Annotated in this window: 17 protein-coding genes; 10 read left to right on the top strand and 7 right to left on the bottom strand. The window is 41.1% G+C overall.

What is annotated here, in order from left to right; all coding sequences use genetic code 11:
- Position 1: 1 nt before the first annotated feature.
- Positions 2–385, bottom strand: coding sequence for a hypothetical protein (locus tag CDG76_RS11760; protein WP_223265215.1), 384 nt, complete (start codon positions 383–385; stop codon positions 2–4).
- A gap of 351 nt (positions 386–736) precedes the next feature.
- On the opposite strand from CDG76_RS11760, the gene CDG76_RS37260 reads away from it, so the two are divergent.
- Positions 737–913 carry a hypothetical protein gene (locus CDG76_RS37260; RefSeq protein WP_190240824.1) on the top strand — a complete coding sequence of 59 codons (177 nt, stop codon included), beginning with the start codon at positions 737–739 and terminating at the stop codon, positions 911–913.
- A gap of 323 nt (positions 914–1,236) precedes the next feature.
- Here the strand turns inward: CDG76_RS37260 and CDG76_RS11755 are convergent, their stop codons facing one another.
- Positions 1,237–1,548 (bottom strand): hypothetical protein, encoded by a 312-nt coding sequence (locus CDG76_RS11755; protein WP_094349184.1) that lies wholly within the window; start codon positions 1,546–1,548, stop codon positions 1,237–1,239.
- A gap of 50 nt (positions 1,549–1,598) precedes the next feature.
- Here CDG76_RS11755 and CDG76_RS11750 point away from each other — a divergent pair, with 50 nt between their 5' ends.
- On the top strand, positions 1,599–2,711 hold the full coding sequence (locus CDG76_RS11750) for an IS630 family transposase (protein WP_094347467.1): 1,113 nt from the start codon (positions 1,599–1,601) through the stop codon (positions 2,709–2,711).
- Here the strand turns inward: CDG76_RS11750 and CDG76_RS11745 are convergent.
- Both CDG76_RS11745 and CDG76_RS11740 read right to left on the bottom strand, forming a co-directional pair.
- Positions 2,698–2,928 (bottom strand): hypothetical protein, encoded by a 231-nt coding sequence (locus CDG76_RS11745; protein ID WP_094349183.1) that lies wholly within the window; start codon positions 2,926–2,928, stop codon positions 2,698–2,700. The two genes, CDG76_RS11750 and CDG76_RS11745, sit on opposite strands and share 14 nt — an antisense overlap.
- 209 nt (positions 2,929–3,137) lie before the next feature.
- Positions 3,138–3,359 (bottom strand): hypothetical protein, encoded by a 222-nt coding sequence (locus CDG76_RS11740; protein ID WP_094349182.1) that lies wholly within the window; start codon positions 3,357–3,359, stop codon positions 3,138–3,140.
- Positions 3,360–3,479: 120 nt separating this feature from the next.
- On the opposite strand from CDG76_RS11740, the gene CDG76_RS39055 reads away from it, so the two are divergent.
- Together CDG76_RS39055 and clpB are read left to right on the top strand one after the other, a co-directional pair.
- On the top strand, positions 3,480–3,608 hold the full coding sequence (locus tag CDG76_RS39055) for a hypothetical protein (RefSeq protein ID WP_262984322.1): 129 nt from the start codon (positions 3,480–3,482) through the stop codon (positions 3,606–3,608).
- 8 nt (positions 3,609–3,616) lie between these two features.
- The gene (clpB, locus tag CDG76_RS11735) at positions 3,617–6,235 is read left to right on the top strand and encodes an ATP-dependent chaperone ClpB (protein ID WP_094349181.1); all 2,619 of its coding nucleotides are present in this window, start codon (positions 3,617–3,619) and stop codon (positions 6,233–6,235) included.
- Positions 6,236–6,334: 99 nt separating this feature from the next.
- On the opposite strand, the gene CDG76_RS11730 is transcribed toward clpB, so the two are convergent.
- Complete coding sequence (locus CDG76_RS11730; protein ID WP_094349180.1) at positions 6,335–6,901, bottom strand: SRPBCC family protein; 567 nt, start codon at positions 6,899–6,901, stop codon at positions 6,335–6,337.
- Between the two features lie 422 nt (positions 6,902–7,323).
- Between CDG76_RS11730 and CDG76_RS11725 the strand changes: the two genes are divergently transcribed.
- The 5 genes from CDG76_RS11725 (at position 7,324) to lpxD (ending at position 11,619) form a co-directional block, all read left to right on the top strand.
- Positions 7,324–7,518, top strand: a complete 195-nt coding sequence (locus CDG76_RS11725) for a hypothetical protein (protein ID WP_094349179.1) — start codon at positions 7,324–7,326, stop codon at positions 7,516–7,518.
- A gap of 139 nt (positions 7,519–7,657) precedes the next feature.
- Positions 7,658–7,822 carry a rubredoxin gene (gene rd / locus CDG76_RS11720; protein WP_094349178.1) on the top strand — a complete coding sequence of 55 codons (165 nt, stop codon included), beginning with the start codon at positions 7,658–7,660 and terminating at the stop codon, positions 7,820–7,822.
- A gap of 51 nt (positions 7,823–7,873) precedes the next feature.
- Complete coding sequence (locus CDG76_RS11715) at positions 7,874–9,112, top strand: NAD(P)/FAD-dependent oxidoreductase (RefSeq protein WP_094349407.1); 1,239 nt, start codon at positions 7,874–7,876, stop codon at positions 9,110–9,112.
- A 238-nt stretch (positions 9,113–9,350) separates the two neighbouring features.
- Positions 9,351–10,433 carry a hypothetical protein gene (locus tag CDG76_RS11710; protein ID WP_094349177.1) on the top strand — a complete coding sequence of 361 codons (1,083 nt, stop codon included), beginning with the start codon at positions 9,351–9,353 and terminating at the stop codon, positions 10,431–10,433.
- A gap of 133 nt (positions 10,434–10,566) precedes the next feature.
- On the top strand, positions 10,567–11,619 hold the full coding sequence (gene lpxD, locus CDG76_RS11705) for a UDP-3-O-(3-hydroxymyristoyl)glucosamine N-acyltransferase (protein ID WP_094349176.1): 1,053 nt from the start codon (positions 10,567–10,569) through the stop codon (positions 11,617–11,619).
- A 67-nt stretch (positions 11,620–11,686) separates the two neighbouring features.
- Here lpxD and CDG76_RS11700 read toward each other — a convergent pair whose 3' ends face one another.
- Together CDG76_RS11700 and CDG76_RS11695 are read right to left on the bottom strand one after the other, a co-directional pair.
- A complete protein-coding gene (locus CDG76_RS11700) occupies positions 11,687–12,859 on the bottom strand; it encodes an RNA-guided endonuclease InsQ/TnpB family protein (RefSeq protein WP_094349175.1) in 1,173 nt (390 codons plus the stop codon).
- 112 nt (positions 12,860–12,971) lie between these two features.
- Positions 12,972–13,877, bottom strand: coding sequence for a CoB--CoM heterodisulfide reductase iron-sulfur subunit B family protein (locus CDG76_RS11695; protein ID WP_094349174.1), 906 nt, complete (start codon positions 13,875–13,877; stop codon positions 12,972–12,974).
- A 423-nt stretch (positions 13,878–14,300) separates the two neighbouring features.
- Between CDG76_RS11695 and acpP the strand changes: the two genes are divergently transcribed.
- Complete coding sequence (gene acpP, locus CDG76_RS11690) at positions 14,301–14,555, top strand: acyl carrier protein (RefSeq protein ID WP_094349173.1); 255 nt, start codon at positions 14,301–14,303, stop codon at positions 14,553–14,555.
- The last annotated feature ends 113 nt before the right edge of the window (positions 14,556–14,668 follow it).

Below are 14,668 nucleotides of genomic sequence, written 5' to 3'. Positions count from 1 at the left end.
ATTAAGATGTCACCAAATCGCCATTACGGGTAAACTTCTGGCAATGCAACTCATTATCTTGCTGGACACATAGCGAAAACCATCTGATATGGCTCCAGCAAGTGTTGATGTTGTTGGTAATTTTGCGCTTTTTCTTGGAAAGGCGTTGTCTTACAACTTCATTAGGGCAAAGAATTTCTAACGTGCCTGTACCATCTTCGTAATTGACGATGCGAAATAGACAGTCTTGCAACATAGCACGGCTGCTGCTGTCGAAGAACCGCTTAAATCGCTGTAGCTTTTCCCCTTCAGTCATTTGGCTGATGGGTTTTATTTTCAAGAAATCCTCATCCTCCAAATCAAAGTCATCATCTTCAAAGTCGTAGGGGTCAATCATTTTCAGCATCCGCTATGCGACCTGAGATTATGTTAACTCTGTGTGGGGTAGGAGGAAAATAGTGGAGGCAAGGTAGAAGAACTTTAATACGTCATGCTTACTTACGCATTTAGATTCCTGCTTATGAAGGAGTAATTTTGTTTATCACCATGTCTCTATAGATATTGTTAAGACAGTTACCCATACATTCTAAGAAAAAAATAGTAAGCTTTAGCTTTCGGGGGTAAGCTGTTTTCAATGCGATTAAGTGTAATTGACCTTATGAAATATCTACTTGACCATTTCACATCTTTTAAATATAATTTGGACTGCTCTAAATCTATTTCTTATGAATAATTTTGTTTAATAAGCATCTCTAGAATGTCATCAATATTAATCGAAAAAGCTTTGAGCGTTTCTTTGATGGCTGCTTGTGAATTCAATGATATTTTGCTTCATGGTATTACTGCTGCGATCGCCATTTACTTTGGGTTTATTGCTACACCAAATTTATTAGAACTGAGTTCCGGGGAAAGCTACAGTCTTAGCCAGAAATAAATAGGAGTTGTATCAAAATTAAGTAAGCGAGCTAGTCATTTAATCGTGTTGACTTAATAAAGAATCGTATACGAAATCAAGTATACGATTCTTGATAAAACATATAACTAAACTGTTTTCTACCCACGACTGGAATGCTTCAGTTGTTCAACCGGGGATATTAGAGCTAATTACGGGCAGTGTATACCATACAGTTGGCTCCGCTTAAAATTAAGGGGGTACGCCCGTCTTTTTTAGTTTCGGCTAGGAAGGAGCAAACATTTTTGTACTAAGCAGTTTTACCTGTTACACCAAATAGGTTTTTTGGTGTAACAGGCGTATATTTACTGCAAATCTAGTTGTTTAGACTGTGATGCTACCAGCGTAATGGCAAACTTAGTCCCTCGCTTAAAGTCTGCAATAGTTGCATTATATTGCAAGGACTGGTTCGATGGTAGGTAAGATGGCCCTCCGCAAGATACATTTAAATCCGTACCATTCTTAACTTTTAAATTAGAACAGCCATAAATGACTGTTTTATTGCCTTCATCATCGACTTTGCTGATCTCAAGGCTTTTAACAACCCCAGTTACACCCTCAGGCAACTTTATAATAGCTCTTTCAACCCTCAGAGCTTGTGGTAAGCTGTTCCACATTTAAATTGCATAAATGGTAAAATAGATATATCCGTGTCTATAGCGTTATCATGCCTGCTAAAGGGTTTCTAGCTCAATCTCAAAAAGACAATTTACAAAAAGCTTTAAAAGATAGCGATCGCTCTCAATTTATACAGAGAATATTGATGTTACTTCTGATGAATGATGGAAAAACTTATCAGGAGATAAGTGAATTTTTAGGCTGTTCATGTAGAAGTGTAGCATATTGGTGTGTTCATGGTGATCCAGACAATTTAGAAAGTCTAAAAGATGGCAGGAGAAAAGGAAATTACCAGAAAGCAACAAATGAATATATTGAATTATTAATGGAAGTTATTGACAAAGAACCAAGTGAATTAGGCTATGAATTTGGACGATGGACAACAGCAAGATTAGCTACATATTTAGACAAAAGAACTGATATTAAGTTAAGCGGAGAACAAGTCAGGAGAATATTAAAGCAAAAAAAGTATGCTTACCTTTGGGCAAAATACAGTCTAGAGGATAAGCAAGATCCGATAAAAAGAGAGGTCTTTAAAGAAAAACTGCTTGGATATCTAGAAGCTTCAAAGTCTTGCCCTGAAAGGTTACAAGTCTGGTTTTGGGATGAGAGTGGTTTTAGTCTCAGGGTAATTAGACGTAAAAATTGGAGCAAAAAAGGTTCGAGTAAAAAAGTAACAGGTCAGAGGAGTCGCGGGCGTGTAAATATAATGGGAGGAGTAAGATATCACGACAGCAAGAGAATGTGTTATTTCATTGAGAAAGGGAATGGTGAAATTTTTTATGCGCAGTTAAAAAAATTAAATGAATTTGTGAAAAAAGAATGGGTTTTAGCAGGAAATCTAGAATCTAATTTTTCCGAGAATGGCCCAGTAATTTTAATTATTCTGGATAACGCTAGTTACCATAAAAAGAAAGTAATTATAGAGGCAATTGAGAAAGAGTTGCCAAACATTCAACTATATTTTCTGCCGGCATATAGCCCAGATATGAATTTAGTAGAATTGGTATGGCATTCAGCTAAAGAATATGTAGCCCACAGGTTATTTAAATCAGTCGATGAACTAAAAAATTTACTTGATAAGCTGTTAAATCAAGGAGAATTAATTATTAAATGGGGAAGAAAAATTAAGAATAAGGGTAATATTACTATTGCAACTTAAATGTGGAATAGCTTATCACAGTCGGTGGTAGAACATCGATTTCATTGGGGTCTTTTGGATCTGGTATTATTCTTAGCTCACCTACAACTGTACAATCTGACTTTATAGGCGCAGTCAGTGAATCTGCAATTGCCATTCTAGGAAAGAAAGTTGCACAAATTACGAATAAAACAGCAATAACGCCAAAAATCTTCTTGGAATATTTGAATTGATTCATTATTTTTCCTCTTTAAGTAAGTAGACGTTGAAAAAACCTCTATCTAAAGGAATATTCAGTAGTTTTTTTATTAAATATGCAAATATGCAATTTAATTTTCAAAATTAGATTTTTCTGCGGGTGTAGACATCGCCAAAGCACCGCAAAAGTTTTCGGATTACTGGCACGAACATTGATTTCCAGCATTGTTGCATTATTCCCTTGTTACATTAGCTGCTAGTTTCCAACTCAGCACACGCAACACTTTCTCCTTCAGCGCCGTCAAGTAAGCACGATTCAGCTTCCAGGGCGACTCCAAAAACCTCTGTACCGACTCCTAAACGCTCACTGGAATAAACCCGACTAATGCGATCGCCTACGTGGACGCTTGCGCCATCGCACACAAGAGTGCATCTACTGACATTCCGCAGGCAGGTAATTGAAACCCACATTCCACACTTCAACTTAAAGTATAGAATGTGGGTTCCATGACCTACTCCGGTTGTTGTGCAATGAAAAAGAATCGCACATAGGAAAATCGGAGCTACGGGAAAATACGACTTTTACAAGACGTGAACACCGATCTAGGCGATCGCTATCCTGTTCATACAATATCTATATATCTATTGAGAGCAGAAATTTTCTTTACTTGGTGTTCTGGTGGTAGCCTGCGACAAGCCATTACACCTTTACGTTCCTGAAAAAGCCTATGCAACCTACTAATCCTAACCAATTTACAGAAAAAGCCTGGGAAGCGATCGCCCATACTCCCGATATTGTTAAACAATATCAACAACAGCAAATTGAAAGCGAACACCTGATGAAAGCGCTGCTAGAACAAGATGGTCTAGCAACTGGGATTCTCACAAAAGCGGGTGTTAACCTTCAAAAACTGCGCGATCGCACTGAGCAATTTTTTCAACGTCAGCCGAAAGTATCTGGTACTAGCAGTTCTGTATACTTGGGACGCAGCTTAGATACACTTCTAGATCGAGCAGACGGATATCGCAAAGAGTTTCAAGACGAATATATTTCAATTGAACACTTATTGCTGGCTTACGCTAAAGATGACCGCTTTGGCAAAGCTTTATTCCAAGAGTTTGCTTTAGACGAAGGCAAACTCAAAAATATTATTAAACAAGTTCGTGGGAGCCAAAAAGTGACCGATCAAAATCCAGAAGGCAAATACGAAGCACTGGAAAAATACGGGCGTGACCTCACCGAAGCCGCGCGTAAAGGTCAACTCGATCCAGTGATTGGGCGAGATGATGAGATTCGTCGGACTGTCCAAATTCTGTCTCGCCGCACCAAGAATAATCCTGTGCTAATTGGTGAACCAGGTGTTGGTAAAACTGCGATCGCTGAAGGATTAGCACAGCGGATTATTGCAGGTGATGTACCTCAATCCCTGAAAGACCGTAAGCTAATCGCTTTAGATATGGGTGCTTTGATTGCAGGGGCAAAATTCCGGGGTGAATTTGAAGAACGCCTAAAAGCAGTATTAAAGGAAGTTACTGAATCTGGCGGCAATATTGTTTTATTTATTGATGAAATTCACACCGTTGTCGGCGCTGGTGCAACTCAAGGCGCGATGGATGCGGGTAACTTATTAAAACCGATGTTGGCGCGGGGCGAATTGCGCTGTATTGGGGCAACAACCCTGGATGAATACCGCAAATATATCGAAAAAGATGCTGCATTAGAAAGACGCTTCCAGCAAGTTTATGTCGATCAACCCAGTGTAGAAGATAGTATTTCGATTTTACGCGGGTTGAGAGAACGTTATGAAAACCACCACGGGGTGAAGATTTCTGATAGTGCTTTAGTTGCAGCAGCCGTATTGTCGAGTCGATATATTAGCGATCGCTTCTTACCAGATAAGGCAATTGACTTGGTAGACGAAGCCGCCGCGAGATTAAAAATGGAGATTACCTCCAAACCAGAAGAACTCGACGAAATTGACCGCAAGATTCTGCAATTGGAAATGGAGAAGCTTTCGCTACAAAAGGAAAGCGATGCCGCTTCTCGCGAACGTCTAGGAAGACTGGAAAAAGAAATTGCCGATCTCAAAGAAGAACAAAAAACCCTGAATACTCAATGGCAGTCTGAAAAAGATATCATTGACAAAATTCAGTCTGTGAAAAAAGAGATTGAACGGGTTAATTTAGAGATTCAGCAAGCAGAACGCGACTACGACCTTAACCGCGCTGCTGAGTTGAAATACGGCAATTTAACTAGTTTGCATCGTCAATTGGAAACAGTAGAATCTGAATTGGCAAACGCTCAAAGGAGTGGTAAATCACTATTACGAGAAGAAGTCACAGAAGCTGATATTGCTGAAATTATTTCTAAATGGACAGGAATTCCCATCAGTAAGTTGGTGGAATCAGAGAAAGAAAAACTGCTGCATTTAGAAGATGAACTGCACCGCCGCGTAGTTGGACAAGAAGAAGCAGTCACAGCTGTAGCCGATGCAATTCAGCGATCGCGCGCTGGATTAGCCGATCCTAATCGTCCCATTGCTAGCTTTGTTTTCCTTGGGCCGACAGGTGTGGGTAAAACCGAATTGGCGAAAGCGCTGGCGGCGTATATGTTCGATAGCGAAGATGCGCTAGTGCGAATCGATATGTCTGAGTACATGGAAAAACACGCCGTCTCTCGCTTAATCGGTGCGCCTCCAGGATACGTGGGTTATGAAGAAGGCGGACAACTTACAGAAGCGATTCGTCGCCGTCCTTACTCAGTGATTCTCTTCGACGAAATCGAGAAAGCACACCCCGATGTCTTCAATATCTTCTTGCAAATTCTCGATGATGGTCGCGTCACTGATGCCCAAGGTCATAAGGTGGACTTCAAGAACGCTATTATCATCATGACTAGCAACATCGGTTCGCAGTACATTCTTGATATCGCTGGGGATAATAGCCACTACGATGAAATGCGTCGCCGAGTCATGGAAGCAATGCGAAATAGCTTCCGTCCAGAGTTCCTGAACCGGATTGATGAAATCATCATCTTCCACGGTTTAGATAAGAAGGAATTGCGGCATATTGTGCTACTGCAAGTGGAAAGATTGCGGCAAAGATTGAGCGATCGCAAAATATCTCTCAAACTATCGGATTCTGCCCTTGACTTTTTAGCAGAAGTAGGGTACGACCCAGTATATGGGGCGCGTCCACTGAAGCGGGCGATTCAGCGAGAGTTAGAAACTCAAATTGCTAAATCCATCTTGCGCGGCGAATTCAACGACGGCAACACCATCTTTGTAGATGTGCAAAATGAAAGGTTGTCGTTTAGCCGTTTACCAGTTGAAGTTTTTACCGGATAATTACATCTGATAAATCACACCCAAAAACCCGTTTTCTGACAGAGAGCGGGTTTTTGAATTATCTATAGGTAAAGTGAGTGAAAATCCAATCAGTAATGCCTAAACTTTTGATTGAGTCTTACACATAACTTGTCGCATTTTACGCATATTTGCAGGCAACTCTAAATTCATCGCTTGTTGAATAAAAATAGATGGAATCGGAATTAGAGGTGTCGCTTGCACAGTATAAGCAAGTATTGTGCCATTACCACAATCTTGTAGTTCTAAATTGGCGTTAAAGTCCTCAAAAGTCCCTTTTACCATGCGAAATTGGATTTGCTGCCCCAGCACTTCTACAACATTGAGGTAAATTTCTACTTGAGCTGTGAAAAAGAAGAAAGCTTTTTGTGCTGCTTGATACAGACGTTTGACTTCACCTTTATGTACTACCTCACTCTTGGTGATATCGGGAAAATATTGCACCCAGCGCGGATAATCAGTTAATTGCTGCCAAACGTGCGATCGCACCATCGGCAAATACATCCAGGCTGTCACCGCGCCACCCGACATCTTGTGCGATCGCGTTTCTAGCAAAATTTCACCCTGTAGCAGCAACTTTTGCTTGTCTTGACTCCAAGCCATATCTGAACCTGCAATAATTGAATCTGATATATAAGACGCAGACATAATGATTAAGTTACTCCTCAACTCATCCACCTAAATAAAGTTGAAACTACAAGCCATAAAACTTGATTTAGATCCAACCCATTATTAAATTAGTTCCAGTTTAATACTTATCTTTTCCGGAAAGGATGATTTTTTGCTCATCATTTCAGTTAATTTACTGTAAAAACTGTGTTTCTTATCACAATTAACATAATTAATACTTCAGTGAGTTTTCTCAAAGTAATACTTGTAGATGAATAACTGGGTTGTTAACAGCTAGAATGGCACAAACACGATCTAACATCAAGTAGCTTACCTTAACGTTTGGATAGTATCTCTCGGTTTTTACGTGTTATTTCTGATGAAACTGCAACTTCATCGTAACTTCATATTTTAATTATCAATATCAAGTGTAATGTCTGTTGAGTTGAGAGGAAAATTAGGTGAGTCAATCTTCTTTAAATCGTAAATTAATCCAGATTTTTGGTACACTTCTCGGCATTAGCGTTGCCGTCTGGGTACTGAGAGGTATTGGTATTCTCACTTTTATCCCAGGTGGAATTATTTGGCTACTGCTACTTGGGGCGATCGCGATCGGAATTATCAGTTACGCCCAAAGGACATGGTGGCGTTTTTAGTCATTTGACTAATGACTTTGCGAAACGGTTTGATTTTCATACCGTAGTCTCGTTTAAGAATTGTAGCTTGCCTATTTTGACCACTGCCAAAAGTATTTAATAGGGAAGCAATGCCAACAATTTACGAGGGAAAAGGAACATGGCAAAGTATAAATGTACTGTTTGTGGCTATATATATGACCCAGCAGAAGGCGATCCAGATAGCGACATAGCACCGGGAACAGCCTTTGAAGATATACCAGAAGATTGGTCATGTCCAACTTGCGGTGCGACAAAAGCCGACTTTGAACCTGATGAAGAGTGAAAATAACAGCTAGCCTAGAAAGTAGGTGCTGTAAAAGAGACATTTTTGAAATTGTTACCGTTACAAATTGTAGTTATTGGGGGTGGGGCAGCAGGATTTTTTGGCGCGATCGCTTGTGCTAAAGCCAATCCTGATGCCCAAGTTACTTTACTCGAAGCTAGTCGTCAACCCCTAGCGAAAGTGCTAATTTCTGGTGGCGGACGCTGCAACGTAACTCACGCTTGCTTTGAACCGGAGGAATTGGTGCAAAATTACCCCAGAGGTGCAAAAGCTTTGCGGGGTGCTTTGACTCGGTTTGGGCCTCAAGATACAGTAGCTTGGTTTGCTGCTGGTGGAGTCTATCTCAAAACGGAAGCTGATGGCCGGATGTTTCCTGTCACCAATACTTCAGAAACCATTGTGGAATGTCTAATTAAAGCGGTGGCGAAATCTGGGGTAAAACTCCGTATCGGTACACACGTAACTTCGGTGAGAACCGCAGCAGATGGAAGTTTTGATATTCTTCTGAAATCGGGAGAGACAATTAAATGCGATCGCCTACTTCTAGCAACTGGTAGCAGCCTTGCGGGTTATAAAATTGTTCGAGAGTTAGGTCATCAAATTGAACCGCCAGTACCCTCGTTATTTACCTTCAACATTGTCGATCAAAAATTGCGGGAATTGGCTGGAGTTAGCGTTAATCCTGCCCAATTGCGGTTATCTGCGGGCGGAAAATCCCAATTGCAACAAACTGGGCCATTACTAATTACTCACTGGGGTTTGAGTGGCCCGGCTGTTTTGAAGCTTTCTGCTTGGGGTGCGAGAGTTCTGCACGAAAGCCACTATCAAGCCACATTATTGATTAATTGGCTGCCTAATTTGCACCAAGAACAAGTGCGAGAAAAAGTTTTAGCAGTTAAAGATGAATGGGGAAAGAAAGCGATCGCATTGCATCGCGGCGTCGATCTACCCCATCGTCTCTGGCAATATATCATTGCCCGTGCAGGCATTACCACAGAAGACCGTTGGGCAGAAATATCTAGTAAAACCTTAAATCAACTAGTGCAAGAACTTACTCAGGGACAATATTTAATCAACGGTAAAGGAGCCTTCAAAGAAGAATTTGTTACCTGTGGCGGCGTCAAGCTCAAAGAAGTAAACTTTAAGACGATGGAAAGTCGGTTAGTTCCTGGCCTTTATTTTGCCGGAGAAATCTTAGATATTGATGGCGTTACCGGTGGGTTTAACTTCCAAAGTGCTTGGACAACCGGGTATTTAGCAGGGATAGCAATGGCGATTAGCCACGAATAGTCTGCCGATCCAAAATTTATGGATTTGGAGTGACACAAAGACGCGGAGATTTTTCTCCGTGTTAACCCAAACTCATTTACCAGTTCTTTAAGAATAAGCGATCGCTACTTAACTATATTTACTTATCAAAATTAATACTAATCCTCCAGCATTTCCCACCTTGCCACTCTATATTCACACCAGCCACCCTAGAGAAGACAAATTTTTGCGGGTGTATCACTTTTTTCATAAAAAATATATGAATACTGATAAAAATGCTGCGTCTGAAATTACGTTGCAGGGAAGCCAGTATATGCTGCATGGCTTTCCAGTGCTTGGTGTTCCTGATGAGGAGCGGGCTGTAAAATACTTCAGCCTCAATCCATTTCTGCCAAATGTCCAAAATCGTTGCCCGATTGAATGTGCCTATTGTGTCTGTCATCAAGACCGTGAATGGCATCATTATCCACAAAACTTTCAGGATGTCTCATCTCCAGTTGACCTGCTCGATCTTTTGCTAGACCACATTTTTGCTACTCAGGAGGGACAAAAGGGCTTTCCGATTTCACTGTGCGATTACTCTGACCCTTTTATTCCAGCCCATCGAGAACGCGTACTATCAATTCTGGATGCACTGATTGACCGCAAGGCTGCCAATATAGTCTACATCACCACCAAAGTCCATCCTGGTCAATCTTTTCTAGAGCGCCTCAAAACAACTCTAGAGCGACCTCATTCACTTCGAGTCACTGTTTTTGTCAGTCTACCACCCTTGAAACCAGGCTATGAGCAAGCCTCAATTCAGAGTCGGGTACAGTTGTTACAAGATTTAGTAAACCTTGGCATTCCCTGTTGTTGGTATCTGCGTCCACTGGTTGAAGAGTGGTTTGATGAAGCCTTAATGTGGCAATTAGCACGGACATTATTGCCTCATGTTTCCCGTCACGTTATTCTATCTGGGCTTGTGATGTCTGAAGAGATTGAAGCGAGTCTGTTAAAACAGGAATTAATCGTTCCCGAATGGGATCGCACACAACCAGGACGTAAGCAATACTTGTCATTGGAGTTCGAGTCAAAAGTGCGCTCAATTCTCAGCACTGTTGCTAGCGAGCAAAATATTTCTCTCGGCCCGGTAATGGGACATCGGCTATGCGGTACTAACGGTAATCATGCCTATGGCTGCTTGATTTGCGCCAAACAAAACCGTTATTGCCAGCTTTTTCAACTTCATCACTACGGTGAAACGATCGCCGCAGAAGATAATCAACGCCTCAAGACGCTACTGAGACAAGATTCAGTGAAAGTAAGCTCACGAGAGCCATCAACCGAAGAATGTCAGTAAAGTAATCCAACCTGAAGCGAAGCTAGGAACAGTCTGATTGTTTTATCACTACGCATCTACAAAATTATTCTATTGGAGCATAAAGAGGGAAAATTATCTTGCGATTGTAGATCAATTTTGAACACACCCAACAATGAAATTCAGCGAAATCCTCCGTCAATTTGGTGACGCGGCTACCAATCATAGCCTGACTAGTAACCCAGACCAAGACCCAGAAATTACAGGGGTAGCAGCCATTGATGAAGCTACCAACGGTACGATCGCTTACCTAGAAAGTGCAAAATTTAAATCTTTTGTCGGCAATACCAATGCTAGTGCTTTAATTTTGCCCCAGGACGAAAAATTACAGGCGCTTGCACAAGAGAAGGGTATTGTCTGGCTAGCAACCCCAGATCCGCGATTATTGTTTGCCAAAGCGATCGCACTTTTTTATCAACCATATCGCCCTACCCCAGAAATTCATCCCACCGCTGTGATTCACTCCACCGCAAAAGTTGGTAGTGATGTTTATATTGGCCCCCATGCTGTGATTCAACAAGGGGTAGAAATTGGTAATGGTGCAATCATTCATCCCAATGTAGTGATTTATCCAGATGCCAAAATAGGCGATCGCACCACCTTACACGCCAACTGTACCATCCACGAACGCACCCGTATCGGTGCAGATTGCGTCATTCACAGTGGTGCTGTCATTGGTGCAGAAGGCTTTGGTTTTGTTCCCACCCGTACTGGTTGGTTCAAAATGGAACAATCAGGCTATACAGTCTTAGAAGATGGTGTAGAAGTTGGCTGTAACACTGGTATTGACCGCCCAGCAGTGGGAGAAACACGGGTCGGTCGCAATACAGTAATTGATAGCTTAGTGCAAATAGGTCATGGTTGCCAAATCGGTTCTGGCTGTGCGATCGCAGGTCAGGTTGGCATGGCCGGAGGTGTTAAACTGGGAAATCGCGTTATTTTAGCTGGACAAACAGGAATAGTCAATCAAGTGAAGATGGGAGATGGGTCGATGACATCTGCTCAAACTGGAATTCACAGCGATGTTGCACCAGGAGAAGTTGTCTGCGGAACTCCAGCCCTGCCTTACAAACTATATCTCAAGGTATGTGCTGTTTATGGTCGTCTGCCAGATATGTATCAATCGCTAAAACAATTGCAACGTCAATTCAAAAATAGCAATGAATAAGCTGAAAGTTATGTGACGTACTCCACACACTCCCTTTCAGGTGAGTGTGGGCTTCTCAGTGACTCCTCTATGAGGACATTAACCGAGCTTTAAGACCGTGCGTCCCACGGTTCTTTATGTTTATTGCCGCGTTTAAATCCCTACACAAACTCGTATAACAAACAGGGCAATTGTGTATTCTCTGGGATAGCGGCTTTTTAACTTTGTGACCACAACTAGAACATTCTTGGCTAGTACCGTTTGGATTAACAGTTATTACCTTCAAACCAGCATTTTCGGCTTTGTTTGAAAGTATGGTTACAAACTGTCCCCATCCAGCATCATTAATACTTTTAGCCAATCTAGATTTGGCAAGTCCTTTAATATTCAATTTTTCAACAGCTACCACGTCGTATTTATCTAGAAGTGATTTAGCTGTTTTGAAGTGAAAATCTTTTCTAGTATCTGCAACTTTTTTATGTTGTTTACCTAGTTTTTTAATTGCTTTTTTACGACGATTAGAACCTTTCTTTCTTCTAGAAACTTTCCTTTGTGCTGATTTTAATTTACGTTCAGCTTTGCGTAAAAACTTTGGTGCTGAGATTCTTTCATTATCAGAAGTAACGAAGAAATCAATCAACCCAACATCAATACCAACAATATTATCAATGTCAAAGTCAGGTTTAATTATTGGAATTGTTTTGTCGTTAAGACTTAAGGTGACATAATACCCATCTGCTTTTCTGGTTACAGATACAGTTTTAATATCAAATCCATCTGGTATTTGACGATGAACAATTACTTTTGCATCACCTATTTTTGATAATGTGATTATGTTATCAGAGAAGTGATGACGTTTGAACTGAGGAAACGTAAATGTTTTGTATTGACCAACTCCTTTAAATCTTGGTTTACCTGATTTCTTGCCATTTACATCACCTTTTAACCATCTTTCAAAAGTTATCTCAACTTTTTTTGGAACTTCCTGTAGAACTTGAGAGTGAATATTTTTGTACCAAGGTTTATCTATTTTAAGTTGAGTTAAAGATACTTTTTGGCTGTAGTAATTAGGCTTGTCTTTTAGTTGTGGCAAGTGACAGATTAAAGGACATCTATCTATTGGACATCTATTCTGTTCATACCAGTCAAATCTCTGAGCAAGCAGATAATTATACTGATATCTCAGCATTTCAAGCGTGTTATCAATTTTTTCTGCTTGTTCTTTGTTCGGATTGATTTTGTACTGATATGAAGTTCTCATTTGTTTTACCTCGTTACTGCTACGCAGAAAATCAATAAAAACAATGTTTCGTTTTTACCTCGCATTCATCCCACGCTCCTAAGAGTGAGACGTGGGGCTTCTGCTGTTTCAGCTAAAATCCTAATTTTTCCAACACTGGCTTTGTAGAAACAATGTGACGGTCTAAACCCAGTTCTTTTGGACTAACCCCAAGTGCCAAAGCAATCAACTGGGGTAAATGCAACACTGGTAAACCTAACTTCTGTTCAATCACCTTTTCTACCTCTGGCTGACGCGAATCTAAATTTAAGTGGCACAGAGGACAAGGTGTAACTATACAGTCAGCCCCAGATGCGATAGCGTCCTGAATATGCATCCCCGCCATCTTAAAAGATTGGGTAGTGGCATAACTAGCAAGGGGCCAACCACAACATTGTGTCCGCCCTCGGTAATAAATTGGTGTTGCACCCACCGCCCGAAACATATTTTCCATCGCTTCCGGTTGGAAAGGGTCGTCATAAGGCATAGATTTTTGGGCGCGGAGGAGATAACAGCCATAAAAAGCCGCACATTTTAATCCAGTTAACTTTCGGGTAACACGTTTGGTAATTTCCTCTAAACCGTAATCTGTTACTAAGGCGTAAAGAAGATGTTTAACGTCAGTACTGCCGCGATAAGGCGAACAGCCTTCTTTATGTAGCAAGCCATTAACCTGTTCAATGTAAACAGGGTTAGAAGTCTTACATTCTTTCAAGTGTTCGTTGACGTGACCGATAACACCTTGACAAGTGCTGCAATGGGTAAGTAAGGGCAGATTTAATTCTTCTGCTAGGGCAATATTTCTGGCGTTGACTGTATCTTCTAGCAGTTGCGAATCTTCTTTAAATGTGCCAGAACCGCAGCAAGCAGCTTTTTTCAGTTCAACTAGTTCAATGCCCAATGCTTTGGTAAGCGCTTGAGTTGATTGGTAAAGTTCTCGACAGGCCCCTTGAGCAACACAACCAGGGAAGTAAGCGTATTTCAGTGTCTGAGGTAGCATAGAAGTATGTTTGGGTTAGAGCGATCGCTCTAAACAATAACTGTTTTATCATTCCCTTGTTAGCACTAAAGTTCTGATGTTTGACGTTTAGCGACTCTTTAAGCGTCTAGATTAAAGGGTCGCGGCATCTACATATTCTTAACTGCTAGCAAGGCTGTAAATACTGGTCGAGACATTGTAAAAAATTTTAGCAATAATTGGAAAACCAAAGCATTTACACGGTATCGGCGATGGCGTAGCACTCTCTACTGCTCAAGTGTTCCCAGAAAAGTTACCCCATTTATTTTAGGAATGGGAGAGGTTTTCTAACAGAAAAACCCTTGGAAGTATGCGGGCGATCGCGCTTGACGATAAGATGTATATGCTCAAAACAATGTCTCCTCTAAAGAGCAGATCGTAGCAAGTGGTTAAGGACTTTTATTTATGAGCCAAGCGGAACTTTTTGAAAAGGTCAAGAAAATCGTTATCGAACAACTGAGTGTTGATCCCCCAGATAAAGTCACACCACAAGCCAAGTTTATGGAAGACCTGGGAGCAGATTCTCTCGATACTGTTGAGTTGGTGATGGCTTTGGAAGAAGAATTTGATATCGAAATTCCCGATGAAGCTGCGGAGCAGATTACATCCGTTCAAGACGCAGTAGATTACATCAATAACAAAGTTACCGCCTCAGCTTAACTGGGGATTGGAATTGGGGATTGGGATTGGGGAGATTTTTCTCTAATATCTAGCCACTCTTCGCGTGACGCTGCTAATGTCGCTAATGCTGACGTTAACGACAGTCACTTGAA

The sequence above is a fragment of the Nostoc sp. 'Peltigera membranacea cyanobiont' 210A genome, from assembly GCF_002246015.1.
GTDB lineage: Bacteria > Cyanobacteriota > Cyanobacteriia > Cyanobacteriales > Nostocaceae > Nostoc.
The sequence above is the reverse complement of the archived record's forward strand: the minus strand, read 5'-3'. Positions and strand labels throughout refer to the sequence as shown.

What these genes read in the sequence shown, in the direction of transcription:
- CDG76_RS11700 (WP_094349175.1), bottom strand. Translation starts at nt 12,859, where the DNA reads ATGAGAACTTCATATCAGTACAAAATCAATCCGAACAAAGAACAAGCA.
- lpxD (WP_094349176.1), top strand. Translation starts at nt 10,567, where the DNA reads ATGAAATTCAGCGAAATCCTCCGTCAATTTGGTGACGCGGCTACCAAT.
- rd (WP_094349178.1), top strand. Translation starts at nt 7,658, where the DNA reads ATGGCAAAGTATAAATGTACTGTTTGTGGCTATATATATGACCCAGCA.
- CDG76_RS11750 (WP_094347467.1), top strand. Translation starts at nt 1,599, where the DNA reads ATGCCTGCTAAAGGGTTTCTAGCTCAATCTCAAAAAGACAATTTACAA.
- CDG76_RS11695 (WP_094349174.1), bottom strand. Translation starts at nt 13,877, where the DNA reads ATGCTACCTCAGACACTGAAATACGCTTACTTCCCTGGTTGTGTTGCT.
- CDG76_RS11740 (WP_094349182.1), bottom strand. Translation starts at nt 3,359, where the DNA reads ATGTGGGTTTCAATTACCTGCCTGCGGAATGTCAGTAGATGCACTCTT.
- acpP (WP_094349173.1), top strand. Translation starts at nt 14,301, where the DNA reads ATGAGCCAAGCGGAACTTTTTGAAAAGGTCAAGAAAATCGTTATCGAA.
- CDG76_RS11760 (WP_223265215.1), bottom strand. Translation starts at nt 385, where the DNA reads ATGCTGAAAATGATTGACCCCTACGACTTTGAAGATGATGACTTTGAT.
- CDG76_RS37260 (WP_190240824.1), top strand. Translation starts at nt 737, where the DNA reads ATGTCATCAATATTAATCGAAAAAGCTTTGAGCGTTTCTTTGATGGCT.
- CDG76_RS11745 (WP_094349183.1), bottom strand. Translation starts at nt 2,928, where the DNA reads ATGAATCAATTCAAATATTCCAAGAAGATTTTTGGCGTTATTGCTGTT.
- clpB (WP_094349181.1), top strand. Translation starts at nt 3,617, where the DNA reads ATGCAACCTACTAATCCTAACCAATTTACAGAAAAAGCCTGGGAAGCG.
- CDG76_RS11710 (WP_094349177.1), top strand. Translation starts at nt 9,351, where the DNA reads ATGAATACTGATAAAAATGCTGCGTCTGAAATTACGTTGCAGGGAAGC.
- CDG76_RS11730 (WP_094349180.1), bottom strand. Translation starts at nt 6,901, where the DNA reads ATGTCTGCGTCTTATATATCAGATTCAATTATTGCAGGTTCAGATATG.
- CDG76_RS11755 (WP_094349184.1), bottom strand. Translation starts at nt 1,548, where the DNA reads ATGTGGAACAGCTTACCACAAGCTCTGAGGGTTGAAAGAGCTATTATA.